This is a genomic window from Pelotomaculum propionicicum (assembly GCF_004369225.1).
GTDB lineage: Bacteria > Bacillota > Desulfotomaculia > Desulfotomaculales > Pelotomaculaceae > Pelotomaculum_B > Pelotomaculum_B propionicicum.
In genome coordinates this window covers 176,143-202,536 of record NZ_QFFZ01000001.1, presented here as the reverse complement: position 1 = coordinate 202,536, position 26,394 = coordinate 176,143, and the positions used below count along the sequence as shown (strand labels likewise).

Here is a 26,394-nt window from a genome sequence, read left to right as displayed (position 1 = left end):
CCTTCAATCTTGTCTTTGTAACGTTCGGTAAGTAACATTGTACGTTCCCCTATGTCGCTGTTATGATTGCACAGTATTTCGACATGGGTTTAATAAATCCTATTGGTTCCGGCTTGTCCGGGTTAGGATTTAAGCTCAGCATTTCTCTGAAATGAACGATGGCCTCCGCCCGCTCCCCCACCTTCCAAAGGGTCTACGCCAGACCGTAGAGGGCGCGCATATACGGCCTGGTCTCAATATATCCCCAAAAATGGCCGGCATACTTTTTAAACATATTGTCCCCCAGGGCCAACCGTCCCGCCCGGACACCCTTTTGATAAAACTCCAGCGCCTCCTTGGGAAAGTCACTTTCCATGGCCAGCAGGACATAAGCATCCGCGCAGTATGGGGACATGGACAGCGACTTGCGGGCCATATCCAGACGCACGTCCCTGTCCAATATCTCCCAGGCCTCGCAGATCAGGTCCTGTGCCCTGGACAACTTTTCTTCCGAAAATGGTTTCCCTTCGGTTCCATCCTGCCCGGTCTTTTTTCCCCTGCGCTTCGTTACCGGCTTGTCCGGCAGGTTGATTAAAGGGAGTCCGCCTTCATCTTTTGCTTCATCCGCAAAATACTGCATGAATTCCTCAGCGCCAGGGGCCCCAGCCAATACCGCTGCTCATCTTCATAACATCCCTGCATCTCTTTTCAAAAATGTCTTGCAGATTATTCCTCCATCTATTGAAGGCAGCAGTTTTTAATGCTTTGTTAATATCTATGCCTGAAACGTTTACTCGCCTGTATCCCGCCGCGGGGACCGAGTATTTGAGACCAGACCATTCCCTTAATGAATTCCCTTTGGCCTATGCCGCCATCAAACAGTTCCGTCCCGCCACAGCGCCCGTGCGGCTCCCGGCGTGAGTCCATATTACCGCAGCGATCGGGACGTCGCTCCCTGGCTGGCTTTTCCAGTTTACCTTCATATCCGGAATCATTGCTAACTTTGGTTGAATCACCGCCAAGCCCGGCCGGATCTTCCGGCAAGTCCAGCTCCGGCCCGCTTTCGCACGGCTCGCCGGCAGGAGAGCTTTCAAAAAACAGATCCTCCGCGTCAAAGGACAGATCCTCCCGGGGCGCGTCAAGTTTGCCCCGGGATGCGGCACGCTTTCTCTGGAGCCAAATACTCCTCACGATAATCATCAGCATGATAACAAGCCAAATGTATTTCACAGCGACACGCCCTTAATATTACTTTTTGTCAGGCATTAGCGGCCCGCTTTCACCCTTGCCCTGGCCCATCTTCGCAAGCGAGTCGCGCATCTGGGTGTCCGCCAGGATGTTCTGCAGATTGTAATAATCCATCACGCCGAGCTTGCCCTCGCGCAGGGCGTCGGCCATGGCCAGGGGCACCTGGGCCTCCGCCTCAACCACCTTGGCGCGCATTTCCTGAACCGACGCTTTCATCTCCTGCTCCCTGGCCACCGCCATGGCTCGCCGTTCCTCCGCCTTGGCCTGGGCAATCTGCTTGTCCGCCTCGGCCTGGTCGGTTTGCAGCTGCGCCCCGATGTTGCGCCCAACGTCCACATCCGCGATATCAATTGACAGAATCTCAAAGGCTGTTCCGGCGTCCAGCCCCTTGCTCAAGACAGTCCGGGAAATCAAGTCGGGATTTTCCAGCACGTGCTTGTGGCTCTCCGCGCTTCCCACAGTCGTGACCACGCCTTCGCCAACCCTGGCCAGGATGGTTTCTTCGCCTGCGCCGCCGACCAAACGGTCGATGTTGGCCCGTACGGTAACCCTGGCGATAACTTTGACCTCTATGCCGTCTTTAGCCACCGCCGATACCAGCGGGGTCTCAATCACCTTGGGATTCACGCTCATCTGCACGGCCTGAAAAACTTCCCTGCCGGCCAGGTCGATAGCCGCCGCCCGCTCGAAAGGTAGCGGTATGGCCGCCCGCTCCGCGGCAATTAAAGCGTTGACCACCCTGTCCACATTGCCTCCGGCCAGGAAATGCGCCTCAAGCTGGTTCACGCTGATGTTAAGTCCGGCCTTGTCGGCTTTAATCAGCGGGTTCACGATCCTGGCCGGCGGCACCCTCCGGAAGCGCATGCCGATCAGGGTAATTATGCCCACCCTGACCCCGGCCGCCAGGGCTGAAATCCACAAGCCAACGGGAATAAAGCTAAAAATCACCACAACACCGATCAGAACCAAAAAAATAAGTAGCAGGGTTGCAATGGCTCCTGCGCCCACATCCATCACTCCTTCATATTTTTATCAGTCAGATTGTTCAACAGCAGCTGTCTCCTTTACCACAACCCGCGTGCCCTCCACCTTTACCACCCTGACCCGCGTACCGGCCCGGATAAATTCTCCTTCAGTCACCACATCCAGGCGGCGCCCTTCCACCTCCGCCGAACCCGCGGGCCTGAGAGGGGTCAGGGCAATACCTTCCTTACCGGCAAAAAGGCTCAGTTCCGGCGCGGGGGCGACATATCCCTCTTTACTGTTTTGCTTGTTTTGCAGGGTCAACTTGTACCACATGTTATAGCGGGACATCAAACGCAGCCCCAGTAAAAAAACAGCTATAGTGGCTATGAGAGCCACAACAAGGGCCGCCGTTGCCTGAGTGACATCCACCGCGAGCAGCAGCACCCCCCAGCCCACCAAAATAATCCCCACGATACCGGACACACCAAAACCGGGGAAAACAAGAGCTTCCAGCACAAATGCTATTATTCCCAGCAAAAACGCGAGATAGGCCAGCCAATTGACTAAAGCCGGGGACATGGTTAACTGCCACCTCCTGTATCAGGGTCATGCTTTAATTTGTTCTATTCAGTCATCAGACTCCCTGCCTCTCATTTGCCTTCCTTGCTTGGTTGTCGCTTGTAGGGCATACCTGTATCTAGGAAGAGACAGGGTCTCCCGGGTTACCGCTAATTCTCAATGTTTAACGTGCCAAGTTCTTAGACCCCGGAGCGCCAGTGAAGACTCATCATAGCGTCTGCACTGATGTTGCCTTCTGTGTGTGTAATCACATCGGCCTTTCTCAATTAATATTTCGGGGCTCAATCACTTCAGCGTTTGCTTTCGGCCCGTTATTTTGCCGTCCTACGCTTAAAACGTTCAGTTGCCTGAGTGTCTCCAAGGACTGACTACAGGGCTGCTGGTTAGGCATTACCTTGGTGGGACTCCACCCACTAGAATTAGCGACCTTGCCCGGCCGCGCTACACAAAATTATTTACATTTCCAATCCCCAAAACCAAGATTACACATTCGCCATATTATGTTTTCACCCATTTATTAAGCAGTTTATATCAGGTATACCATCCCGGTATTCGCTATCCATTAAATGAAGCTGCCGTTTAATTATTCCCCTCATTTGTTTAGCCGTATTGAGACAAAATGTGGTGAATTCTTCTGCATTTATATCCTTAACCGATTTAATATTTGGAAAAAACAGCTTTAGAAAACCGGTACAGATACGTTTAATCGCTTCTGTATCGCGGGTATCTGAACCCCTGGGCACATCAAGAAGTTCATCAACAATAGCCCGGTAAATTATTTCTTCTCGTAAAGCATGCATGATTTCAGAAAAATATTCAACATTAAGCGCCCATCCTTCCGCTTTCATGTTTTCCCTCATCCGTGGAATGTTCCAGCCTTTTATAAACCCGTGAAACCGGTCTATGAGCGCCGATTCTTGAAAGGCCAGAGGTAATTCAGTAAACATGTTCGCACTTTCGTTCATTCTGTTATCAGAAATATTGCCCATTAAAATCAAACCTGCGTCTCCCGTATTGAATTTGTCTCCAACACGAAATTCTCCCGTCTCCAGATAACCTTTCAAGGCGCCTCTCACTTCATTAATATCTGGAAAACTGATGGTCTGCACTTCATCAAAAGCCACATAATCATACCTGCTGACCAAACCACTGCTTCTGCGGCTAATATCATAAAACAGTCTGGCCCTGCTGATGCTTCCACCGCTTACCAGCCATCCATATTTGCTTATTTGCGATAGTAAATAAGACTTACCTGTCCCCTTGGGAGCCAGTTCCACCAGGTTAATCCTCTTTTCAACAAACGGCAGGAGGCGGCTTAATAAAGTCAGCTTTTGTTTAGTATCAAGAAAACCAATTGGATTATAGTCCACAGCCAATAACAAAACATCTAACCATTCTTCAAGAGAAAACTCCGCCCGCATCTCCCTAAAGAAATCCAAATCTACCTTATATGGTTTGAAAGGTCTGAAATCGCATAAGTAAATTGCCCCGTCTTTATCTTTCCCGCTTAAACCGAACGGGTTCCATTCACACTCAATAACACCCCAGGTTTCATGTGAGGAAAGCAGGTCTTCTTCATTCTGACGTAACACCCTGTCATGTACAATCGCTTCACTTTTACGGGACGGGAACCCCAGATCGGGCAGGCTGAATAGACCTTCCCCGGTTTTAACATCTAATTCCACGCGGATTTTCGCCAAAAATCTTACTCTTTGCCCACCTTTAATCATATTACTTTTTAATAACTCCCAGTCCTTTTCACCAGGAATATTCTTTTTAACATATTCGGAAACCTCATCCATATTCACTTTTCCATCATTTCCGGCAAAGCGCATCACAAGCCAATCCCGCATATATGACGGAATACTAAGAGAAGCAAAAAATTTATTTTGAGTCGGATGTTTATAAACCACCATATCCTGAAAGGCAAATCTCAACTTGTCCTGAATTATTGTCATGTCGGACACGGTTTAATATCACCTCATATTCCCAAATCATCCTCAATATAGCCCTTCATAACACTGAACTCAAACTCCTGTGCAAGTCTGTAATTACAATAAATTTTGCCGGTATACTTTCCATTTTTAAAATCCATCAAAATAAAGCGCCACTTACCGGCAGTTAACATTTCGCCGCTCAACCACTGACCCGCCACCTTAAGTTTTACATTTGATATTGCTCTGTTACATTTTATTATCAGTTCGCCTTTACCCCTTGGATTAATCCTTACAATGCCAGTAATAAGTTCAAACGCTGTTGTTACTGTCCGATCCGGCTTGCGAACAGTAATTACAGGCACCAGGCATTCTTCCAGAGTGCCTCCTCCATGCACTTCCCCAGCCGACGTGCCTGACCCGTCGAATTTCTCATGAACCAACATGATAGCTTTAGAGCCGTCAAGTATCCATCCGCTGTCGGGTTGCGGCTGGTATTGCAGGCTGCCGACATTTCCGTAACGCCCATATTGTTGTATCTCTGTTCCTTCCGGCGCTTCGACCTTTCCGGCTTTATCGGCGAATCTGCTTAAACCGTGATCGGCGGTAAGTACAACACACTCATAACGCTGGGTTAAAGTAATTATCTTGGTAACGATTTTTTTAATTACTTCAAAAGCTTCGATTAAAGCATTGGGAAACCTGTAATCATAATGGTGCGCTATATTGTCCAGGCCGCGTTCCACTTCGTCATTTTCACCCCAACACCTGTTTGCTTCCGTAGTAGTAGGCAAATTCGACCTGGCGACCTTAACATCAATTTCTAAATTACCTGCTTCCATCAGCAATTGGGTAATTAATCCGGCCCATTCCAATCCTAAGCCGTCTACCCATAATACTTTTTTCGAATCAGCGTCTATCCGGGTCAGTATTTCTTCACGGGACGGGTAATTCCAGATCAATTGTTTCTCTGCGCCTTCCCGTGCTTTTGCCGCCAGTTCGTCGTTTAATTGATCCGTCAACCGGCACCTGATATATAAGTGAAAATATTCGTTCAGAAAATCATCCTGAAAATCAACAGACATCAAATACCAGGCCAACACTGGATAGACGCACTCCAGTTTCTCCCGCCATAACATTCCTTCCACTTTTAATTGCAATATATTTTTAATACTTTGTACAATACTGCGCCTTTCTTCCTCCGAAATATCGGTTAACACAGCAAGCTTGTCCAGGTCATCAGTCAGGCTGTTAAACTTGTCCCAAAATCCGGCGGGCATGTGATTTATTCCCAGGAAATGCAACAACTCTTTTCTTTCTTGTATCAACATGACGCTTTTTCCGGCTGAAAAAATACCCAACGCAATATCCCGAGCTAACAAATTTACCCCGGAACTGCTTTGCATTACATGATGAAGATAGGTTCCGGGTTCGGCTTTCTTTTTACTCCACAACCAGACCAGCCAGCGCATATCTTCTGGAAGAGTTCTCCATAACGCAAAAAGCCGGCCGGAGTTATACTCCTTAAATCCAACCAGCCGGCTTGCCAGTTTATCAAAGCTTTCTCCACTTTGTATATTGGTTGCCAGCCATTCCCACTGGGAAGAATTGCCCCATTCCAGGCGTAAACCTTCCCAGAAGCAGTTCTCCCGGACAAAATCAAAACCTGAAGAGTACAAACGGACGCGAAAATCACTTCTAATCTGCTGGGCCGGCAAACAAGGCGCCCATTTTGTCTCCAGCCATACCTTTTGAGATCCGCCGTGTTCCCACAATTCAAGGTAACTTTTAATCCCGGTTCTAACGCGGCTATCCCACGTTCCGGCGCCACGGAAAGGAGCAACAATGACTTCCACGCGGTCTTCCCCGTGGACTGTCCAGACTTCAGGAAGAATTCCCGCTTTGTAACGCGTAACCCTGTTTAATTGATTATTAAGTATATCCCCGGCCATCAAAAGCGGCACATATACCCGCGCTACATTCCCCGCGGGCCACTCGGCCAGATAGCGGATTATTTCGCCGTTTTCAGGATAAAGCCTTGCGCATTCCGCAATAGGGCAGATCATTATGAGTTTACCGGAACCCGCTATGCTTTTTAAAGCTCCGAGTATGCTTTCGTTATCCGGAAAAAGATCTTCACCGCTGCATATAGCGGATAAACGGATACTCTGGTCAACCTCATAGTACAGCTTTGAGATAAGCTCTTTCCAAACCTTTTGTTCTTGAACCGTGATAAACCTGGTGGCAAAACGGTGTTTTTCGTTTTTTTCCTCCCGTAAATAATCAATCAGACTATTAACTTCCGAGAAAAACATATATCTTATCTCCCCGCAAAAACTTTATTCCCGTCTCACGCGTTGCAGTAACCTTGCCCCAACAACAGCATCTTCAGCTAACTGTTTAACAAATTCTTTAATATCAGCGGCCGGAAAATCATCAATAATCTCGAGAACCCTTTGATACGCTGTTTTTTTGTAATGTTTCCCTACCCAATCCCGTATGAGCCGGTTAATTTCACCTAATCTCGGCGGCCAGCTATATACATTTCCCTTAAGCGACTGATAAATAAATTCCTGCAAGTCAGCAACCATACCGGTCTGTTCAACCAGACCGGCATAATCCCCGGCCGCAACCTTAATGAACTGCGTTTGAACAAAGGGAGCATCATTTAAAACGGCAATCTCATCCCTATGGGATTCAATATAACTAATTATTTCTTCAATCCCCTGATTGGACAATCTTTCAATTGCCCCGGCTTTTTGCAGAAAAGTATGATTACTGTTGCCTTCTAAAACCCACTGGACCGGAATACGCTTTTTTTCGCTCCAGTCAAAAGGAGACCTGGTTCCTGTGAGATCCCGCCAGAGATTCCTGAAGTCCTTGATTCTCTTTTGTTTAGATTGAGCCTCGAGAGCGTTAATAATTGCTTCTTTTACACAACCTTCGTCAGATGCCCCTGACAGGTCCGGCAAAGCCTGGTACAGCGCCTCGATGTCACTATCAGCGAGCTCACCCCCGCAATACTTGGCTGTAAGCCGGGCAAGCAATTTAAGATCATTCTTAAATAATGTCCTTAATTCTCCCAGGTGATTGCGGATTTGATCAGGGTAAAATTTATATTGCCGTACATTAATATCAGGATGATTGACAAAGTTGTGGAGAAAACCCACCACTTCTGTAATATAATGGGGTTGATCTACTCTGTATATAAAGAACGGAAACTTGCCCTTCAACCGCCCCGTCCGGAAATAATGCCTCGCTTCATTCAAGTTTTTAGCGGCAGTTCCACTTAACTGGTTTAAAGCTTCAACCAAATCAAGCTCAAGGACAACATCCGGTATTTTTTCCTTAACTCTTTCCTGCTGCCAAAGCCACACTTCCTCATTTAACAAACTTTTCAATTTCGCGGTTACCTGGGATACATCAAGATTAAGAGCTTTTAAAAGCGCTTCCAGCCGCCCTTCCTGGCTGAAGCAGAATAATTTCAAACCTTCCTGCAGGTTTCTTCTATTTATAAGCATTATCAAATCCCGTTGCGCCGGCTTTACGCGTTCATATACTTCCTCTAATTCCCGGTCATCCATCGCATCCAGGTTTAGGTCAAGCATATCATTAATTGCCTCGATTGCCCCGCAGATACTGCTTGTAAAAACGCTGTCGCCGTGCTCCTTGAAAACATAGTGATTTAACGACCACAAGGGATAGCCAAGCTGGCTTATGAAAACACGTGTATTTTTCCTCGCTTCTTCCGGATAAGATGCCTTTTCCGGGTCAATGTTAAACATTTCCTGGATCATCCGGCAGAACTTTTCTGCCGCGTACGACCTTTTCCGGATCGAATAGCTTTCCGACAACCGGGCGTTCTTCATGACAGCATCGATTATTTCCGCCAGTTTGTTCGGGTTCAGCGGATATGAGCTCATCCCGTCCGAATAGTAATACCCGCTGGCATAATCTCTCAATAAAAAGGCGAACAGCAGAATGCCTATTGGCGAAGGCATCAAACCAAACGGGGGCTCCTCCATTCCCTCCCACAATGATTTCAGGTCAATGCTTGTAGCTTCCTTTATAACGCTTGTTATTTTTGATTTCATCATCCCTAACGGGTGATCGGGCCGGGCATACAATACCCTGGTGTCTTCCCACAGCCCCTGGCTCTTAAGCTCGTCCACCACGTCCTTGTATGGCCTTGATATGACGGAAGCCACCTTAAGCCCAATTTCGGCGCCGGTTTTACCCCAGGCGCTGGTATATAACGTCCTGACTTTACTTAAGTTTTCCGGGCCGTAAGGAAATACCGTCATACACACTTCTTCCAGGTAATCGGTTATGGCGTCGCTGCCGGCCAGTTCAACTTGTTTCCCCCGGAAAAATGCGCGGAACCTGCCGGCTTTTATTTCTCTCAGCCAGTCGGTGTTCATTGTTATAGCTTTATTCTCATAGACACGCTTGTTGTTGACGTCCCGCACGTCTTCAGCGTAGCGGCCCTTGGCGCGGCATTCCGACCATTCCTGCCAGCGTTTTTTACCAAAGGAAGACTGGGCAATGATAATGACGTGGCTGATCAACTCCCTGGAGATTTCGCCAGCTTTTTGTTCCGTATCGATTAAATGCTCGTCTTCCTGGGCCAGCACCACCACCGCAGCGATCTCAAAAGCTTTTTCAATGTCCCGGACAGCCCGCTCGCCCCGCTGTTTTAATTCCTTCGCCGAAATCATTTGCACGGGATGTCGTTTTTCCCCGGCCCCCTGTAGCGGTATCAAATTCTGCAAATTAAACGCATAATGAACTGTTTGCCCGTCAGGGTTAATCATTTTTTCAAAGCTCAGGTTTTTTTCCACCCATTCCCGCGCTCTTTTCAGTTTTTCCTGGTCAATGGTCATGGTCGGGATGATATACTCGCAGTCACTGCCTAAGGCCAAGGGATGCATAATGCCCTTCGAGCAGATTCCATCCGCTATCTGAGGCATTCTCTGATTGAGTTCCGTACCCAAAAACATCCTTTGCAAAATAGACAAAGAAGGCTTGAGCAATTTGTTCGTACCGCCTGTCTGCCGCCACAAAGCCGTTAACAGCAGCATGACCCGGAAAACAGGCAGTTCGTCTTCCACAGCCAGGCTGCTTTTAACAGTATTATAGTAACTCAAAATATCATTAATAGAATCCGCAGCCTCAATTTTAGTGTTCTCAAAAAAATACTCCCAAAGGAAATCAGGCGTCAGCCAGTACCAGTCATTCCGGGGGTAATTGTTGATAAACCATTGAAAAGAACTCGTCTCTTCCGTTTTCAAAAACTGAAACAAAGTGCGCTGACTGGAGCTGTACAGGCTGGATATTGTCGCCAGAAGGTAGGCTGTAAAAGGATGAATCGGCGCCAGTGACTTTACCTCTTCCTTGCGGACACTCTCCCCTAAAAGGTTAATATAAACCATGATCCTGTTTACCTGTCCCCACAAGCTTTCCCGGCGGTTTTCCCATTCTTTCTTTGTCCCGGGATGCGCTTCAATAACATTGCCGATTAGCCGGTAAGCCGTCACCGGGGACATTTCCAGCTGGCAATTATGAAACCTGTCCAACAGTTTTTGCCTGGTGTCGTCGTCGATGCGGGCAAACTGGTTTAAGGCCCGGTGGGTGACCAGAAGCATGTAGAAGGGCATGCCTGCGGCGGCCTGGGCCAATTCCTGCAGGGAGGTTACCGGGACATTGTTGGCGAAAAACTCGGTAAACTCATCCCATATGAATACAATACCTTGAAGGTTGTTTTCAGCAATTACTTCCCTTATCCAGGTCTTGACGTCATCAGGCGTATCGGCCAGGCTAATTCCTTCTTCTTCCATTACCCGGGCCACTTTTTCCCCCATGGCCATATCCCCGTTGCGCAGACGTTCCAGAACCTCCGCGGCTTCCTTCACAGTCATAAACCGGTTCCGGTACTTGTCAAAAGCCCATTCCCAGTTAAAAAACCCTCCTGAAAGCTTTTCTAAAACTGTGTCAAGAATCCCCTGGTTGAAAGCGCTTTTATAACCCCGGGCTTTTAACTGTTCTTTAATAGCTTCCTGGATTTCCAGCAACAGGCGGCGGTTGGAGGTGATGTGCGCCGATGAGGAGCGGTATACCACCAGGTAGCGGTTGCGTTCCCGCAAGGCCTTGAACCTCAGCCAAAGGGGAGTAATGATCTGGTGCTTTTGAAAATAATCCTCGATCTCAGAAATATCATCTTCCAGCAAGTGCTTCAGCACAAAAGAAGCGAATGTCTTCCCCGTGCCATAAGCGCCGGTCAGCCATAAGGAACGGTTGTCCCCGGTGCTTGAACGTTCCAGCGCCTTGATCAGCTTCTGCAGGATGTCATGCATGGCGTTGTGAGGGATAAAAAACTTCCAGTTGCCCTTGTGGTTTTTATCCACTTCGGCCGAGAAAACTGGAATAAATTCCTTGCTTACCGCAAGGTAGTCAGAATACTGCCACATTCCCACCACTCCCTGTCCAGGTTCCGGATGATCACTCCTGTCTCGTTCAGCTCCAAACTGCCTGGCTGCAGGTCGAAAAGCCTCGCCAGCACGGCCTCCCTGCCGCAGCCAAAGACGGTCCAGGGCCAGATCAGGTCGTCATCCCACTTTAAACACGAACGTTGTTCCTTCAAATACAACCTGCCCACGGCCATCATGATGGCGGCGTCAGTGGGCGCTGTGCCGCGCCTGGTCAACCGCCGGGGGCGTCCCCCGCTCACCTCGCCCTGGCCCAGCTCCCGCCCCACCGGCGTCCGCTCCAGCAGACCGGCCAGCTCCATCACCGCATTGGAAATTGTCCAATTCGCTAGCGGTAAAGCAGCCTGCAAGAGGTAGCGCAATTCGCTCGTGGTCCGCTGCCCCGGCCCCAGGCGCGCATACCAGCCAGCCGTGGGGAAGTTAAAGACCACGTTGACCCATAACAATTCCCACAGTTCAAGAGAGCCTGTCCCCCGCGCAGTAAAGAGTTCATCCAGCCAGGTGGGCCGGCCGGACCCGTCGGCCAGGCCGGCTGTCTTCAGCCACACCCTCAGCGCGTCGACCTGCCGGTTGCCCAGCAGGCCCGCTTGCGGCCAGCCTTTTTTATCGGCCAGGTAAAGCTCCAGCCACTCCCGCCTTAAACCAAAATGTTGATGACGTGCCCAGCCGGTCTTTTCAGCTTCACCTTTATTCAAGCCGGAGCACCTCGCAGGCCAGGCGGGACCGGTCAAGAAAAATGTTGTCCAGATCCCGGACCAAATCCGTTTTAATCCACCCCGTCCCCCGGGAAGACCAACCCTGCAGGATCAGTTTCAATTTCTCCCGGTCAATCCCGAACAGGGTGTAAGGCCCTTCCGGGGCCTGCCCGTAAAGCTCGCCCACGGTCAATTCATAGCGCCCCACCCGCTCGGCGTACCGGTACAGGGAATAAAGCACCGCCACCGGGTGCGGCTCCGCCCACCCCCGCTTGTACAATGGGCCGCCGGCCCGCCTGCCGGGACTGGTGTCCACGCCCAGGCCGAGCTCATTGCCCAGCGGGGTTTTGGCAAGAAGGGCCGCCAGGGCTGTCATGGAGTTTTCACGGGTGCTGGCGCTCAATGTGTACTGCTCGCCCACCTTATCTACAAGTTCTTTTTTGGTCGCCGAGGTCAGCCACGGTATGTTCGATACGTACCATTGCACGGGCGTGGAATTCCGCGCCAGGTTTGTCCATACCGCCGCCCAGGTCAGGGAACTGTCGGCCCCCAGAGAGCGCAGCCGCTCCCCGAACACTGTAAGCTTCCACCCGCTTTTCCTGTCCCCGCCTATGATTTCGGCGTGCTTCAGCCACATGACCATTGCTTCGAACTGGCGGTTGCCCAGGCTGTTGTTTTCCACCCATGTGCCCGGAGACCTTAAAAACTCGGCCAGCCATTCTTTACGCATCCCAAATGTTTGATATGAATGCAGGCTGGCCTTGTTTGCGTTCATCGCCATACCATCCCCCCCGCTTACCACCAATGATTTGGCAGCCAGGCAGACCTTGCCGCGCAGGTGCAGGCACTGCCCGCAGGCAATGCACTTCTCATCGTCAATCGTAACTTTGTCCCGTGTGTCCAGGGCTCCCGTCGGGCACTCCACCTCGCAGGCCCGGCAGTGCCTGCAGTAAGCCGCCTTGGCAGCCACCGCCCGCAGCTTGCTGATGAGAAAGCGGTCGGCCGGCCTTATTCTTCCCAGATCAACAACCACACTGCTGTTTAGCCTGGCAATCCGGTAGGGGTACAAGCCGTCTTCCCTTTCTATGTACCCCCTGTCCTCGCCGGTCAGCACCAGCGGGCCGAAAGCCCTGGCCCAGGCCTGCCAGTCTTCCTCCGGACGGCGCAAGGTATACCTGACCTTTTCCCCTTCCCACTTTTCTATGACCCTGTTGCCTCCCGCCTCCAGAAAACGGCCGCCGGCCCGCCCTTTCCAGCCGCCCTCTTGTAGATATTGATCAATTTGGCCAGGAGGTACTCCAGCGCTGACAGCGTACTGGCGCAGCGCATCAATGAAACTTTCCATGTCTTTTTCGTAAACACAGCTACTAACCATTTCTTTCCAAAGTGATGCCGATGGGCATACTGCGCAGCCCACTCGCATGATCCCGTACCGGTAGGCCCGGTTCAGCATCAGCCGGCGGCTGAAAAGGTACAGGTAGACCTCCCCGGCGTTCCAGTCAATGATCGGGCTGGCGTTGGTCTGCATCCTGTGCTTGCCCCCGTCGGTGACAGCCAGGTAACCGGCGCGGGAGGCGCTTTCCTCATGGCGCACCCCGTCGAAAATCAGCGCCCGCACGGCCGGTTTCTGCGCCAGTTCGCGGAGCAGCAACAAAGTGGGGGCTGATTTATGGACAGCGCAGCACCAGCGGTGGATGCGGCTGGGCGGCCCCATCTCCCGCCACAAGGTCCGCGCGTCCTTGCTGCTCCGGGCACTGTAAAAATTGAGGTGGGGCCAGCGCCTCCGCGCCTTGTCCACGGCTTCATAAGTAGCTTTAATCTCCATCGTGGTGTCACCGAACACCACCACAAATTCATCGGGCGCCAAAGCCCTCTGCACCAGGTCCAGCATGACCAGGGAGTCCTTCCCGCCCGAAAAGGCAACGGCCGTGATATCCACTCTTTTCCTGTACCTGCGGTAAGTGTTGTAAATAAACTTAATTGCCTGCTGGACCATGCCTTCCAGCACTTGCCCGTTTTTAGCCAGCATGGCCGGAATATCAACAGGCCTTAATTCCAAACCTGTTTGATAGTATTTGATTTCCGGCCGGGAATACAGGCCGCCTCCTATGGCCTCCGCCACCAGTTCCCCGCGGTAAAAATATTTCCTTCCCCCCACAGCCCATAAATAAGGCTCATCGGCACGGAGATATCTCCACTGTTCCCTAAACCCCAAAATTTCCAGTTCTTCATAAAATACAGGCCGCACTTCGCCCCGGATCCCTTCGTTTCTGGTATCTTTAAGCAAAATGCCGCCGGTCTCAATATCCCAGTGAACGTCGTACATTAAATCAAATCAGCCCTCTAATACGCCATTTATTTTGACAACCTAAAATTCAATGTTGCTGTCACATCACAATTTGAAAAAGAAACAAACATAAAATCTTCCCAGAAAAGATATTTACAATGACAATGAAAAGATTCTGACAAACTTCGGTTTTAGCATGCATTACCCTTTTTGAAGTATTCTCTCTAAGCGAAGCACATACTTTAAATAACAATCAATATAAAAGTCGTTATAGAAAAGGTTGGGTTCCCCAAATTCAATTTCACCATATTCGCTATATTGCCTGTCAATATACTTGGTTCTTTCAAAGATATTGTCTAATACCTGAATTTCAATTCCATATGAGGAAATGAATTCGCATAAATAGTACAATTCCTTTTCAGATAAGTTAAAATCTTCTTTAACCTTAAAGATGTCTTGAAAAGTTAAACTATCATCGCTTATTAAGGCTAAGTCCAAAAGATAATCAATGGTTTTTTCAGAACAATAAAGAATATCCTGAAAAGGATCGCAGGAAGAATCACATAGAAAGTGAAGTGGCCGGAACAAAGGACGCGTTTTATTATTCCGATATATATTATTCTCTTGATAAGGGGCGGTTCCTTTGCTTAAAACAATATCTTCAGGAATATGGTCAACTATTTTGATTTCTTCTTTTTCTAATAATTCGCAAATACGGTCAATTGCCTCAATAGTCGTATCAAGTTTTCTTGCAGCAAAAACCTCTGCGATATCATTATAGGTTATATAACCATGCAACTTATTACTATGTCTTTGTAAATCATGTAAACATTTTTCAAAAATAAATTCACTGTCAACCATTTCCTTATCCCTCAATAGGGTGTTAGGAGATCAAAGCCTCAACTTTTTAGATCACAACTACAATCCTTATTATACCTAATCACATTTCTTTACCTCTGACTTATTTACTAATGCTTCTTCTTTGGCAATGAAACATTTTACCTTAAACATTCTTCTCTTTTTGACATTTTTCTGCATTTAACACTAAGCAATTGCAGTCGTAAAGTGCCATTTGTCTATATCGTTGGCGGATAAAACGGCGTTGTTATTCTTTCTGATATGCTCCACCAGTTTGGCCGGGCCATCGAAGATTTCCATGCAGCATTCATTGGCTTTCACACGACCATAAAAAGAAGATCCTCCAAGATTAGTCATTTTAAGAGGATTTCCATCATCGGCTGTAAATTTCCTTTAGAGATATTGTCGAAGCATGTCGATACAGATTTTTTTCCAATATGATTTGCCGGGATGGCAATAGTATATATGGTTACCTGAGATACTTGAGACTTTCCGGCTATTTCGGGCAATACTAACCTTCAAGAAGTCTTACTCCCTTGTAATGAAAATAGTTCATATTACTCAAAGGAGCTTTTCCATATATGAGCGGATATATAATGCATTTCCATGAGTTAGATAGTTCCAGTTTGCCTGAGGTGGGCGGAAAAGGCGCTAATCTGGGGGAAATGAGCAAAGCGGGATTTCCTGTTCCCCCGGGCTTTTGCCTAACCACATCCGCTTACCGGGATTTCCTGGCCACCAGCCCGGAGATGGATGAACTGTTGGAATTGCTCGTGACATTACAACCGGATCGACTGGGGGAAATCAGCAAGCTGGGAAAACAAGTCCGGGATCATTTGCAATCCCTGACCGTACCCGCAGGGATACAAGCGGCGATTATTGACGCGTGAAAAAAAGACCGGGGAAGAAAAGGCCTATGCCGTCCGCTCCAGTTCCACAGCCGAAGATCTGCCCACAACTTCCTTTGCCGGTCAGCATGAGACCTACTTGAATGTGAAGGGCCTGGGTCAATTGCTGCAGGCGGTGCAAAAATGCTGGGCTTCATTGTTTACTGATCAGGCCATCGCCTACCGGGCCAGGAACAGATTAGATCACCGCTCAGTCTCTTTGTCGGTGGTGGTGCAGCAGATGGTATTCCCGGATGTGTCCGGGATCATGTTTACCGCCGATCCGCTTAGCGGCCACCGTGGTACCGTTTCCATTGACGCCGGCTTCGGACTGGGGGAAGCCCTGGTTTCCGGTATTGTGTCGGCCGATTTATACCAGGTCCTGAAAGGCCGGATCATTAAAAAGCAAATTGCGGAAAAGAAGAAGGTAATTTATCCCACACCGGAAGGGGGAACCGCGGTTAAGGAACTTCCTTCCGGGCTGCAGGGCCAACCGGCCCTTTCCGATGAGAAAATATTAGAGCTGGCCGGTCTCGGCCAAAGGATAGAAAAACATTACGGTTCGGAACAGGACATCGAATGGTGCCTGGCCGGCAACAGGTTCTTTATTGTGCAAAGCCGCCCCATTACTTCTCTTTACCCCGTCACCCAAGTGGATGATGGTAAATTCCATGTATTTTATTCATTTGCGCACATGCAGATGATGATGGACGCCATGAAACCGCTGGCAATTTCATTGTGGCAGACAATGTTTCCGTTCGGCAAAGAATCACGTCGCTCCCCAAGTCCCATCGTGCTGGAAGCGGGTGGAAGGCTCTTTTTCGATACGACAGTTTTTCAAGACCAAATTGGACCGGTTCATGGAGCTGTACGGCATGCGCTGCCCTGGTGAAATCGATATCTCCAATGTGCGCTGGCGGGAAGCCCCGACCATGATTGTTCCGGCAATTCTAAACCACATGAAAAGCAATAGGCATGGTGAACACCGGGAAAAATTCAGGCAGGGACAGAAAGAAGCGGATGAATACGTGCAATTCATCCTGGCCCGTACCGGGAAGACCTTTGCAGGAGTCTTGAAAATCAGGCTCTTATCCAGGTTTATTTCAATTTATCGAAATACGGCCGGCCTCCGTGAATTCCCCAAATACGCCCTCGTCCGGCTTTTGGGCATTTACCGGCAGGCCATCCTGGAACTGGCGAAATCATTGCAGGAAAAGAAGATTTTACAGCAGGAAAAGGATGTGTTCTATCTTTCACTCGATGAACTGGTGGACTTGCAGGAAAACCGGTTTACGGGGAATGTCGAAGCTCTGATTAGATCTCGCCAACGGGCGTTCGAACAGTACCAGAGGCTTACCCCTCCCCGGGTTATAACCAGCGAGGGCGAAATATTCACCGGGGTAAGGAGCGGTGTCCAGGCTCCGGAAGGCGCGTTAGTAGGTACTCCGGTTTCCGCCGGCGTCGCCGAGGGATACGCCAGGGTAGTCTATAAGCCGGAAGAGGCTAAACTGAATAAAGGAGATATTTTAGTCGCGCCTTTTACCGATCCGGGCTGGACGCCTTTGTTCCATTCAGCCCAGGCTCTGGTGGTGGAGGTCGGCGGCATGATGACCCACGGCTCGGTCATTGCCCGGGAATACGGAATTCCCGCTGTAGTAGGAATTGACAATGTTACCAAAACACTTAAGGACGGCCAATATGTGCGTGTTGACGGCACCCGGGGCTTTGTACAGGTATTATTAGAAAAATGTCCTGATAATTATAAAAAAAATCAGTTATAATAGTTGAACAGATCTATGGAAAAAAGAATAAAGTACCGGGGCATCTGGCAAACCATTTATGCACAGCAATAATTGGACGGTAATTCTGCTTTTTATGTCATTTTGAACAAGCAAGATGAAATCAAAAACCGATTAATAGTGGATCATCTGAAAAAGCTTCTCGTTTACAACCTGCTCAGACTCGATGTCCTGCAACCATGCCACGAGCCCTTTCATAAAGCGTATTTGGAAGCGAGCATTAGTTTATTACCAATCAACTTACTAACATCTGCTTCTACGGCCTATCACAGGCGCATCGTGCCTATATGCCATTAAGTGTTTATCCGTTGTCCAGATTCTCACGGATACTCCGGGGGTCCGTCTTATATAATCCTCATAAGCGTCAATGATGGACATATCGCCAAAACCCACCTGTCGCATAGCCTGATCGGGAAACATTTCTGCGAATTTCCTCAGATCGTCTGGTGTCCACTCCAGATTAATTAAACTCCAGGGAGCCTTATTATCCGCAGTATCTCTTAAGTACTGAGCAAACTTCTGGGCAATTAACCGCCTTGTATTGCCAGCGCTTATATGAGCAATATGGTTGCCGGTTTCAATAATGCTGGCAATAGGCAGAATTAAAGTTTCACTCCGGTTTATAATGCTTAAAAGCTCCTCCTCCACTTCCATATATTTATCATCACAAAATTTGGGAACCCTCAGTAAACAGCATAATATGGAAGTATCTACGAAATGTACCTGCCTCAATTACCCAGTCTCCCTTCGGCCCACTGCATCAGGTCCTCCTTCTTTTTTGCAGTGGCAGACTGTAAATTGACCAGCCCTTGCGTAATAATGTCCCCTATTCTCCCTTTGGCCATCAATTCAGGATAATTGGGCAAATCCATCCAGGAAATAAACCGGCTGTCACCGTCAAAAGCATCCCGATAACATACCACTACTCCCGGTACATCTTCCGCTTCCAGGGCATTTAATGCAGCAGGATTATGGGTGGTGACAATTACATCTATTCCTCTTTTTTTGCCCAGTTCCCTCAAAGCGCCGATCAGCTTATAAGCCCTGCTAGGGTGAAGGCCGTTGTCCACTTCTTCAACCACAACCGTGGTCCCGGGCTTTTCGCCCACCAGCGCCGCCAGTATCGATAAATAACGGAGCGTTCCGTCAGACATACCCCTGGTGTCAATAGGTTTTGTACCAATACCAAACTGCTCGATAAAGCTGAGCATTACGTCTCCGGTGGGAGTGTCCAAAACCTTAATGTCCACAATTTGCTGCTCGGGAAAATCCTGAAGGTATCTGAGTATTAACTGTTTTGTGTCCCGGTTCTTTATCAATTCGACTATTACAGCGGATAAATTCTCGGCTGTGGGCACAATTTTAGTCCTGGAACGATGCACATAATCTCTCATCAAGTGGGGAATCGGATTTAAGATGAGAATCCCCCTCAGGGTTGAGGTAACTTTGTCAAAGATTTTTCTTACTTCTGGCGCCGCATTGGAGTCAGCAGGAAAACGCCCAGGAATCTGGCTTAAGATAGAGTGATTTCTCAAAAAGGGAACCTGTGGGTTTCTTCCCCGCTGGTTTGTATGAAAAACTACCTGGATGTCACCGCTTTTTTCATCAGGTGAAGATGTCCGGTAAACGAGTTGCTTCTTTTGCTTCGTCCTGGGCACTTTCTTGTATAAGGACTCGCTTAACAACCATACTCTTGGTTTCACGCCAATTTTTATTTCATAATCAAGGTTATATTCCGCGTAATTGAAGGAACAACCTAATTCAAAAGAGGTACTGTCATATCTCGGCGCTCCCCTGCTTCCGCCTCTTATGCCCTGCTCCTGGCCCCGGATGCCGTCCAAAATGTCTACCAATTCACGGTTTGTAGCCAGTCCGGATAAAATTTGTAATCCGTCAATGGCATTGCTTTTACCGCTGGCATTGGCCCCAATCATAATAGTGATCGGTTCGACTGGCATCGTGGCATCGGCAAAACTTTTAAATTTTTTAAACCTTAGCTGGCTGAGCAATTTCCTTCACCTCCGGTTCCCAATTCTTAACAAATGAGCACATACAATAATTCCGTTTAGTATATGTTAAGTTCTTCACACTTTTATTAAACATTTTTCTTTCGCAAAATTCCATATTTCTTCATAATGCACTGAAGCATAATGGAGAATTTGGATAGGCCATAGGCTTAGACCATTATCAATGTAGCTTCTAAGTTTGCCGCTGTGTGGAAAGGTATTTGTTAGACAAGAGCCATCCCCATCATGACAGGGAACCCAACATTGTGAGAATAACGCTTTAAACAAATTGATATAACCCTTCCTTTCATTATGAGTCAACAGATATAGATAATATCATTGCCAGCTAAATAGTCGATATTATTAATATGGGAATAAACGGATATCAAGATTGCTTTCGACATAAAAAAGACAAAACCTTCCTTTTCTTTCTTGTATTCCAATAATCCTGAAAAAAATCATTAATTACAATTAAACGTTACTCGTCTGTAAAAATGAATGGCTTTTCAATTTACTGAAATTGTTAATAATGATATTATGGAGGATTACTGTCTTAGTGATTTTTTTCCATATTTTAATTAGCTTCTTGCATATTAAATTAATAATAGCCACTTTTATCCCCAAAATGTTTTTTCAGACAAGCTGCTGACAATTATCAACCCAATGGTCTCTATATCTCTTACATTAAAGAATACGAATCGGTTATTATGAAAACATATGAATGTAGTATTTCATATACTCTAAAGGGGTGGGTTAATATGAACCCATATGTGCTTCACTTCAATGAGATAGACAGCACCCGATTGCCCGATGTCGGGGGAAAAGGCGCCAACCTGGGGGAAATGAGCAAAGCGGGATTTCCCGTTCCCCGGGGATTTTGCGTTACTACATCAGCCTACCGGGATTTCATCGCGGCAAGCCATGAGATGGATGAACTGCTGGATTTGCTTGACCGGTTACAGCCTGATCAACTGGACGAAATCAGCAAGCTGGGGCAGCGGGTCCGGGACCACCTCCTTTCCATTACCATACCCGAAACGATTAAATCGGCGATCATCGAAGGCTGGCAAAAGTCGGGGGAAGATCGGGAATATGCCGTCCGGTCCAGCGCTACGGCGGAGGATTTGCCAACTGCTTCTTTTGCCGGCCAGCAGGAGACCTACTTGAATGTGAAAGGCGCTGATCAGCTGCTTCAGGCTGTGCGGAAATGCTGGGCTTCGCTGTTTACCGACCGGTCTATCGTCTACCGCGCCCAGAACGGTTTTGACCACCGTTCGGTGTTTTTGTCCGTAGTCGTGCAGCAGATGGTCTTTCCCGAAGTGTCAGGGATCATGTTTACAGCCGATCCGGTGACAGGCAACCGGAGGATCGTGTCCATTGACGCGAGCTTCGGCCTGGGAGAAGCGCTGGTATCGGGCATAGTCTCGGCTGATTTATACCAGGTGAAAGCCGGCGGAATAATTAAAAAGCAAATCGCCAAAAAAGAAATCGCCATCTATGCCAGGCCTGAGGGCGGCACAGACAAAGTAAAGCTTACAGGCGACCAGCGGACCACTCCGTCTTTGTCTAATGAACAGGCGGTCAGACTGGCCGGGATGGGACGAAGCATTGAAGAACATTTCGGCAGCCCGCAGGATATAGAGTGGTGCCTGGCTGACAGCGAAATATTTATTCTGCAAAGCCGGCCAATTACCACACTCTACCCCGTTCCGCCGGTTACCGATGATAAAATTCACCTTTTCCTGTCTTTCGGCCATGTGCAAATGATGACCGAGGTCATCAAGCCCCTGGGTATATCGGTGCTGAGGACTTTCCTCCCCCTGGGCAAAAGTTCGCCGCTGGGAGAGAGCGACCTTCTGGTGGAAGCCGGCGGAAGATTGTATTCCGACGCGATCACCCGTCTGCTTGAATATCCACAGTTAAGGAAGCGGCTGCCCGAAATACTGCTCAACCTGGATGAATTATTCAGCCGGGCGGTGCGGGACTTTATGGATAGAGAAGAATTCCGAACAGCGGGGCGGCCCAACAGAAGAATTAAATTCTCTCTTGTAAGAAAAGCCTTCCCGACGGCGCTTGCCATCCTAAAAAATATCCTTTACCGTGAGAATGACCAGGCCATTGATATGATGAACCGGTTTATCACTGAAAAAGTCGGGGAAAACAGAAAACTACTACAAGAAGTGTCCGGCCCGGAGAGGATCACGCGGATTCAGGAAATGCTTAACAGCATCCTCACGATGACTATTGTGAAGGTTGCCCAATATTTACCGACCGCGCTTATCACATACAAGCTTATAGAGAACCTGTCCCGCAAGTGGCTGGGCGACACGGCTGAGCTGGGCGGCATCAGCAAATCCCCGCCGGGTAATGTGACGACTGAAATGGGACTGGCGCTGGGAGACGTGGCTGATGAAGTAAGAAATCACCCGGCTGTGATCGAGTACCTGGAGCATGCGAACGACGAAACATTTCTTGAGGACTTAAAGACTGTTCCCGGCGGAAAAGACGTCCTGCCTGCTTTCCTGAATTTTTTCAACCGGTATGGCATGCGGGGAACGGGAGAAATCGACCTGACCCGGCCGCGCTGGCGAGAGGTTCCGACCCAGCTGGTCCCCGCCATCCTGAGCCATATTAAAGGTGTCAGGCCCGGGCAGCACCGCCTTGATTTTCTGGCGGGCAAAAAGGAGGCTGAACTTGCCGCCGGCAGGCTGCTGGATCGACTGAGGGAAAAGCCCCTGGGGTTCTTTAAGGCCAGGATTATGCGGCGGCTGATTAAGGTTCACCGCTCTTTGATTGGAATCAGGGAACATCCCAAATATTTTATTATACTGAATTTCGATCTAATCAAGCAGGTTATTTTGCAAGAAGCTGCCGAATTGGCCATGGACGGAATCCTGAAGCATCCCGAAGATGTTTTCTGGCTGTCGCTGCGGGAAATCAAAGAAGTATTAGAATCGCGCCGCTTGGACCGGGATTTAATCACCAGCCGCAAAGAAAAATTCCAGCGCGATGAGAAGCTGACCCCTCCCCGGGCCATAACCAGCGAAGGAGAAATAATAACCGCCAAACCGGGAGCCCACGTGCCGCCGGGCGCGCTGGCGGGGAGCCCGGTTTCGGCGGGAAAGGCCGAAGGCCGCGCCCGGGTGATATTAAAATTGGAAGAGGCTAAAATGGATAAGGGAGATATACTGGTGGCGCCTTACACCGACCCGGCCTGGACGCCGCTGTTCCCGCTGGCGGCCGGCCTGGTGACGGAAGTCGGCGGCCTGATGACCCACGGCGCGGTGGTGGCCCGTGAATACGGCATTCCCGCGGTGGTCGGGCTGGATAACGCGACCCGTAAAATCCGGGACGGCCAGAAGATACGAGTGGACGGAACCCAGGGGTTCGTTGAGATCATGGAGCAGGATGCGTAACAAAGTACCGCCGGCAGATGTTAAAACTCTGTTCGATTAAAATCGAACCTGCAATTATCACGGCATTCACAGCCTGGTAATTATTTACGTAACATTGGCTAACCCTCAATATTCTGATATAATATCATCATAAATATTGATAGATTAGGAGCACGAGAAATGCCGAAAATAAGACCAATTTCAGACCTTAGAAATAATGCGAATGAAATCTCCGAGTTTTGCCACAATGCTCGTGAGCCGGTATTCATAACCAAAAACGGCGTAGGCGATATGGTGGTTATGAGCATTGAAGTCTATGAACGACAACAAGCACAGCTTGAGCTATATACAAAGCTCGCCGAAGCTGAAGCTGAAATTGCAAATGGCGTTGAAGGCAAGGACTTTTTTGAATTTGCCAAGAAGCTGAGAGCTAACGTGCATGGGAGAATATAAGGTGAAAATATATCCTGCCGCACAGCAGGACTTAAACGACATTGTGGCTTACCTCAATACTCTGTCGCCGGACGCTGCAATTAAATACTACGACAGGATAGTTGAAAAAATCGGCAGCCTTGCCGAAATGCCTGAGCGGCGCCCTCTCCTGAAAGACCCGCAGCTCAGGCTGCGAGGTTACAGAACCTTGATTGTGGACAATTATATGGTTTTTTATGTTGTTAAAGGCGATACGGTGCAGATACGCCGGATACTTTACGGCAAGCGGCAGTACGAGTGGATGTTGTGAGAAGAGAATGATTTGTCAAGGGAGTAAGTATGCTGCTTGCCTCTTTTATATATTGAAAAAAATATGCCAAAGTGCCTCATGACGATCCACGGGTACAGGAGATAGTCGACAGGTCAAGGAAATTTATCAGCGATAATTTTTATGAGTGTTCACTTGAAGCTTTAAGCGGTTTGGGCAAGATGTATGTAGCCGACGAGAGATTTACCGCATATTACGAGAAGTATGCTCCCGGTCTTGCCGCATACTATAACGATGCAATCCAATATTATTATACTAAAAGATGCAGGGATGCCTCGGGAAGACCAGATGAATCTTTTGACGCTCGCGGATTGGGAGTCCATTCGGAATGGACAGGGGAAGACAAGGACAAGTATGAGGGTGAAGAATAATGAAAGAACGCCATGATTTCAAGCCATTATTGACCGGGATGAACAGGTTTATTCAGGATTACATAGCAAACAGAGGGTTTGCTTATTACAAACAAGGGCTGGTGGAAGATGTCCGAATCAAGGAACCATGGATACATGCCACCGTCCTGGGCAATTACGGAGATTATAAAGTTCAGGTTCATATGACTGATTTCAGCAAAAGCCGGTGCGGCTGCCCTTATGATGACTACTGCAAACATATGGCTGCAGTCGTTTATTACGTTACCCGTGAATGCGCCGAACAGCCGGACTGTGATGAACCTGCAGGATTTTCCCGTGCGGGAGCATCCGATGAGGCAGATACTTCCGAAACCCTGGAACAACAGCCAGTCCGTCAACCAGATAACGATCTTCAACAACTCCTACGAAACATGGAGAAAGACGATTTGCTGGAAACCATAACCCGGCTGGTGGAAATCGAGCCATCAACAGAGGAAACACTTCGTCTCATCCTCACTGAGCGTGAACGAAACGTAAATTTACATTCGGACCGGATTCGCCGGATGGGGCTGTACAGCTCGCTCGCCTACTATCAAAAAGAATTTCCCGCCATTTTAAAACAGTGCGAATCCCTATTCAGCGAAATAGAGACTTCTGATGAAGACGACGATAACAGCTATGGAGATGGGCGCTATTATGATGACTACACAAATATGACCGAATGGGATTTCACCAAAGGTTTGGAAATTTTGCACCGGTATGGCGAGGAATTATTGAAACTGGTTACTGTAGAACATTACATATCCGGAACTGTGGGATTGCTGGTCGCGGCGATCGAACTGGAAGATTGGATCGCCAAGTATGATGATGAATACGGCGAAAGCGAACTCGTTGACTTTTGTTCGGAATTTGAGGATTACCTTTGGGAAGCGCTGGAACGTGTACGTGAGTACCAGCTTCATGACCAGCAAGCTCAAACATTCTTACAAGAACTCATTGATTGGATTGTATTTCAATGCAAAAAACTGGACGATTTATCGGCGTGGATTTCTGTTTTGAATAATTGTATCCCGGATAAACGGTATCTCTGGCATCTAAAGGAAAGGATCATCAAGCTCGACAAGGACTTCTTACAGAGCACCCGCCTGGCTGATGAAAAACACCGCAGTATTTTAGTGTCTTGGTGGGTGGAGTTGTGTTTATCCTTGGGCCTGGAAGAAGAGGCGAAACAAACCGCGGGCATTGTTGAAGGCTCATCTCAGCCCGAGGCTACCGTAGCTTATAGTTTTGTACGATATTATGAAGATTTAGAGCGCTGGCCTGATGCGATTGTGGCCATGCATACCATCTTGAACACTCGCGCCATGATCCATCCCCACGATTACCAGCGGATTATCCGTTTGTACGAAAAAACCGGTAACATGCAGGGGATGAAAGACTGGTACGAAAAATGGTTCCTGTTTTACCCCGACTTTGACTTATTCAAACGAAACGCCGCTCTCATAAAATATGACGCTGATAAAGAAGCTAAAATCCAAAGATGGCTGGAGCACTTGGAGCAAAAAAAAGAATATATACTTTTAATCAGTATATATCTTAACCACCAGGTTGATATCGATAAAGCCTGGTCCGTATTTGTCAAACACAAGGCCCGGATCCAAGTGGACGAGCCGGTACTGATCAAACTTTTCAAGACAATGAAAGAAGATGCGCCGGAAAAACTGATTCCTGTTTACCGTGAATTAGCGTTAAATAATATCAGCAACAAAAATCGCCCGGCATACGCCAGGGCGGCCAGGTGGATGAAGGAATTAAGGGAAGTGTGCAGGTTATCCGGAAACGAGGAGATGTGGACAGCTTTTCACAGTAAAATAATGACGGAATATCGCCGGTTTCGTGCCTTGATGGAGGAAATCAGGACAGCGGGGATCGGGTAGTCTTAATTTACCATATACAGGGATCATTGCATTACATCTATTGAAGGCAGCAATTTTTATATTTCTTACCACTGCCGCATGGACACGGAGCATTCCGGCCGACTTTCTCCCTTTGCTGTAATAATTTGATACATGTTCTTTCTCCTGATTTTTTTCTTTATACTTATTCGCTCATCAATGTCTATTAGTACCACCCCGGTAGACGGTACCCATTCATCGCAAAACCTAC

The 26,394-nt window shown here is 48.3% G+C and carries 19 protein-coding genes and 1 pseudogene; 7 read left to right on the top strand and 13 right to left on the bottom strand.

The window, feature by feature from the left end; all coding sequences use genetic code 11:
* Window positions 1-193: 193 nt before the first annotated feature.
* The 10 genes from Pmgp_RS01015 to Pmgp_RS00970 form a co-directional block, all read right to left on the bottom strand.
* A complete protein-coding gene (locus Pmgp_RS01015) occupies window positions 194-649 on the bottom strand; it encodes a hypothetical protein (protein WP_134212092.1) in 456 nt (151 codons plus the stop codon).
* Window positions 650-747: 98 nt separating this feature from the next.
* Window positions 748-1,209, bottom strand: coding sequence for a hypothetical protein (locus tag Pmgp_RS01010; RefSeq protein WP_134212091.1), 462 nt, complete (start codon window positions 1,207-1,209; stop codon window positions 748-750).
* A gap of 18 nt (window positions 1,210-1,227) precedes the next feature.
* Window positions 1,228-2,220, bottom strand: a complete 993-nt coding sequence (gene floA / locus Pmgp_RS01005) for a flotillin-like protein FloA (RefSeq protein ID WP_427909998.1) — start codon at window positions 2,218-2,220, stop codon at window positions 1,228-1,230.
* Window positions 2,221-2,259: 39 nt separating this feature from the next.
* Entirely contained in the window at window positions 2,260-2,772 is a 513-nt protein-coding gene (locus Pmgp_RS01000) for an NfeD family protein (protein WP_134212089.1), read from the bottom strand.
* A 506-nt stretch (window positions 2,773-3,278) separates the two neighbouring features.
* Entirely contained in the window at window positions 3,279-4,688 is a 1,410-nt protein-coding gene (brxL, locus tag Pmgp_RS00995) for a BREX system Lon protease-like protein BrxL (protein WP_243119669.1), read from the bottom strand.
* Between the two features lie 65 nt (window positions 4,689-4,753).
* Window positions 4,754-7,021: a BREX-4 system phosphatase PglZ gene (gene pglZ / locus Pmgp_RS00990; RefSeq protein WP_134212087.1), complete on the bottom strand. Its 2,268-nt coding sequence runs from the start codon at window positions 7,019-7,021 to the stop codon at window positions 4,754-4,756.
* 24 nt (window positions 7,022-7,045) lie between these two features.
* Window positions 7,046-11,173, bottom strand: a complete 4,128-nt coding sequence (locus Pmgp_RS00985) for an ATP-binding protein (RefSeq protein WP_134212086.1) — start codon at window positions 11,171-11,173, stop codon at window positions 7,046-7,048.
* A complete protein-coding gene (locus Pmgp_RS00980) occupies window positions 11,143-11,886 on the bottom strand; it encodes a hypothetical protein (protein WP_134212085.1) in 744 nt (247 codons plus the stop codon). The genes Pmgp_RS00985 and Pmgp_RS00980 overlap by 31 nt, the downstream gene beginning before the upstream one ends.
* Complete coding sequence (locus tag Pmgp_RS00975) at window positions 11,879-14,212, bottom strand: phosphoadenosine phosphosulfate reductase domain-containing protein (protein WP_134212084.1); 2,334 nt, start codon at window positions 14,210-14,212, stop codon at window positions 11,879-11,881. The genes Pmgp_RS00980 and Pmgp_RS00975 overlap by 8 nt, the downstream gene beginning before the upstream one ends.
* 162 nt (window positions 14,213-14,374) lie before the next feature.
* Window positions 14,375-15,034, bottom strand: a complete 660-nt coding sequence (locus tag Pmgp_RS00970) for an RNA polymerase sigma factor region1.1 domain-containing protein (RefSeq protein WP_134212083.1) — start codon at window positions 15,032-15,034, stop codon at window positions 14,375-14,377.
* Between the two features lie 578 nt (window positions 15,035-15,612).
* On the opposite strand from Pmgp_RS00970, the pseudogene Pmgp_RS20155 reads away from it, so the two are divergent.
* Both Pmgp_RS20155 and Pmgp_RS20150 read left to right on the top strand, forming a co-directional pair.
* Window positions 15,613-16,810: pseudogene (locus Pmgp_RS20155) on the top strand (PEP/pyruvate-binding domain-containing protein).
* The gene (locus Pmgp_RS20150) at window positions 16,794-17,699 is read left to right on the top strand and encodes a PEP-utilizing enzyme (protein ID WP_243119668.1); all 906 of its coding nucleotides are present in this window, start codon (window positions 16,794-16,796) and stop codon (window positions 17,697-17,699) included. Before Pmgp_RS20155 ends, Pmgp_RS20150 begins: the two are co-directional and overlap by 17 nt.
* A gap of 261 nt (window positions 17,700-17,960) precedes the next feature.
* Here the strand turns inward: Pmgp_RS20150 and Pmgp_RS00960 are convergent, their stop codons facing one another.
* Window positions 17,961-18,449: a hypothetical protein gene (locus Pmgp_RS00960; RefSeq protein ID WP_134212082.1), complete on the bottom strand. Its 489-nt coding sequence runs from the start codon at window positions 18,447-18,449 to the stop codon at window positions 17,961-17,963.
* Window positions 18,446-19,726: an AAA family ATPase gene (locus Pmgp_RS00955; protein ID WP_134212081.1), complete on the bottom strand. Its 1,281-nt coding sequence runs from the start codon at window positions 19,724-19,726 to the stop codon at window positions 18,446-18,448. Before Pmgp_RS00955 ends, Pmgp_RS00960 begins: the two co-directional genes overlap by 4 nt.
* A 755-nt stretch (window positions 19,727-20,481) precedes the next feature.
* Here Pmgp_RS00955 and Pmgp_RS00950 point away from each other — a divergent pair.
* The 5 genes from Pmgp_RS00950 (at window position 20,482) to Pmgp_RS00930 (ending at window position 26,165) form a co-directional block, all read left to right on the top strand.
* The gene (locus tag Pmgp_RS00950) at window positions 20,482-23,139 is read left to right on the top strand and encodes a phosphoenolpyruvate synthase (RefSeq protein WP_134212080.1); all 2,658 of its coding nucleotides are present in this window, start codon (window positions 20,482-20,484) and stop codon (window positions 23,137-23,139) included.
* A gap of 159 nt (window positions 23,140-23,298) precedes the next feature.
* On the top strand, window positions 23,299-23,571 hold the full coding sequence (locus Pmgp_RS00945) for a type II toxin-antitoxin system Phd/YefM family antitoxin (RefSeq protein ID WP_134212079.1): 273 nt from the start codon (window positions 23,299-23,301) through the stop codon (window positions 23,569-23,571).
* Between the two features lies 1 nt (window position 23,572).
* A complete protein-coding gene (locus Pmgp_RS00940) occupies window positions 23,573-23,860 on the top strand; it encodes a type II toxin-antitoxin system RelE/ParE family toxin (protein WP_243119667.1) in 288 nt (95 codons plus the stop codon).
* 71 nt (window positions 23,861-23,931) lie between these two features.
* The gene (locus tag Pmgp_RS00935; protein ID WP_134212077.1) at window positions 23,932-24,249 is read left to right on the top strand and encodes a TipAS antibiotic-recognition domain-containing protein; all 318 of its coding nucleotides are present in this window, start codon (window positions 23,932-23,934) and stop codon (window positions 24,247-24,249) included.
* A complete protein-coding gene (locus Pmgp_RS00930; protein WP_134212076.1) occupies window positions 24,249-26,165 on the top strand; it encodes an SWIM zinc finger family protein in 1,917 nt (638 codons plus the stop codon). Before Pmgp_RS00935 ends, Pmgp_RS00930 begins: the two co-directional genes overlap by 1 nt.
* A 37-nt stretch (window positions 26,166-26,202) precedes the next feature.
* On the opposite strand, the gene Pmgp_RS20755 is transcribed toward Pmgp_RS00930, so the two are convergent.
* Window positions 26,203-26,295, bottom strand: coding sequence for an SEC-C metal-binding domain-containing protein (locus Pmgp_RS20755; RefSeq protein WP_134212107.1), 93 nt, complete (start codon window positions 26,293-26,295; stop codon window positions 26,203-26,205).
* Between the last annotated feature and the right edge of the window lie 99 nt (window positions 26,296-26,394).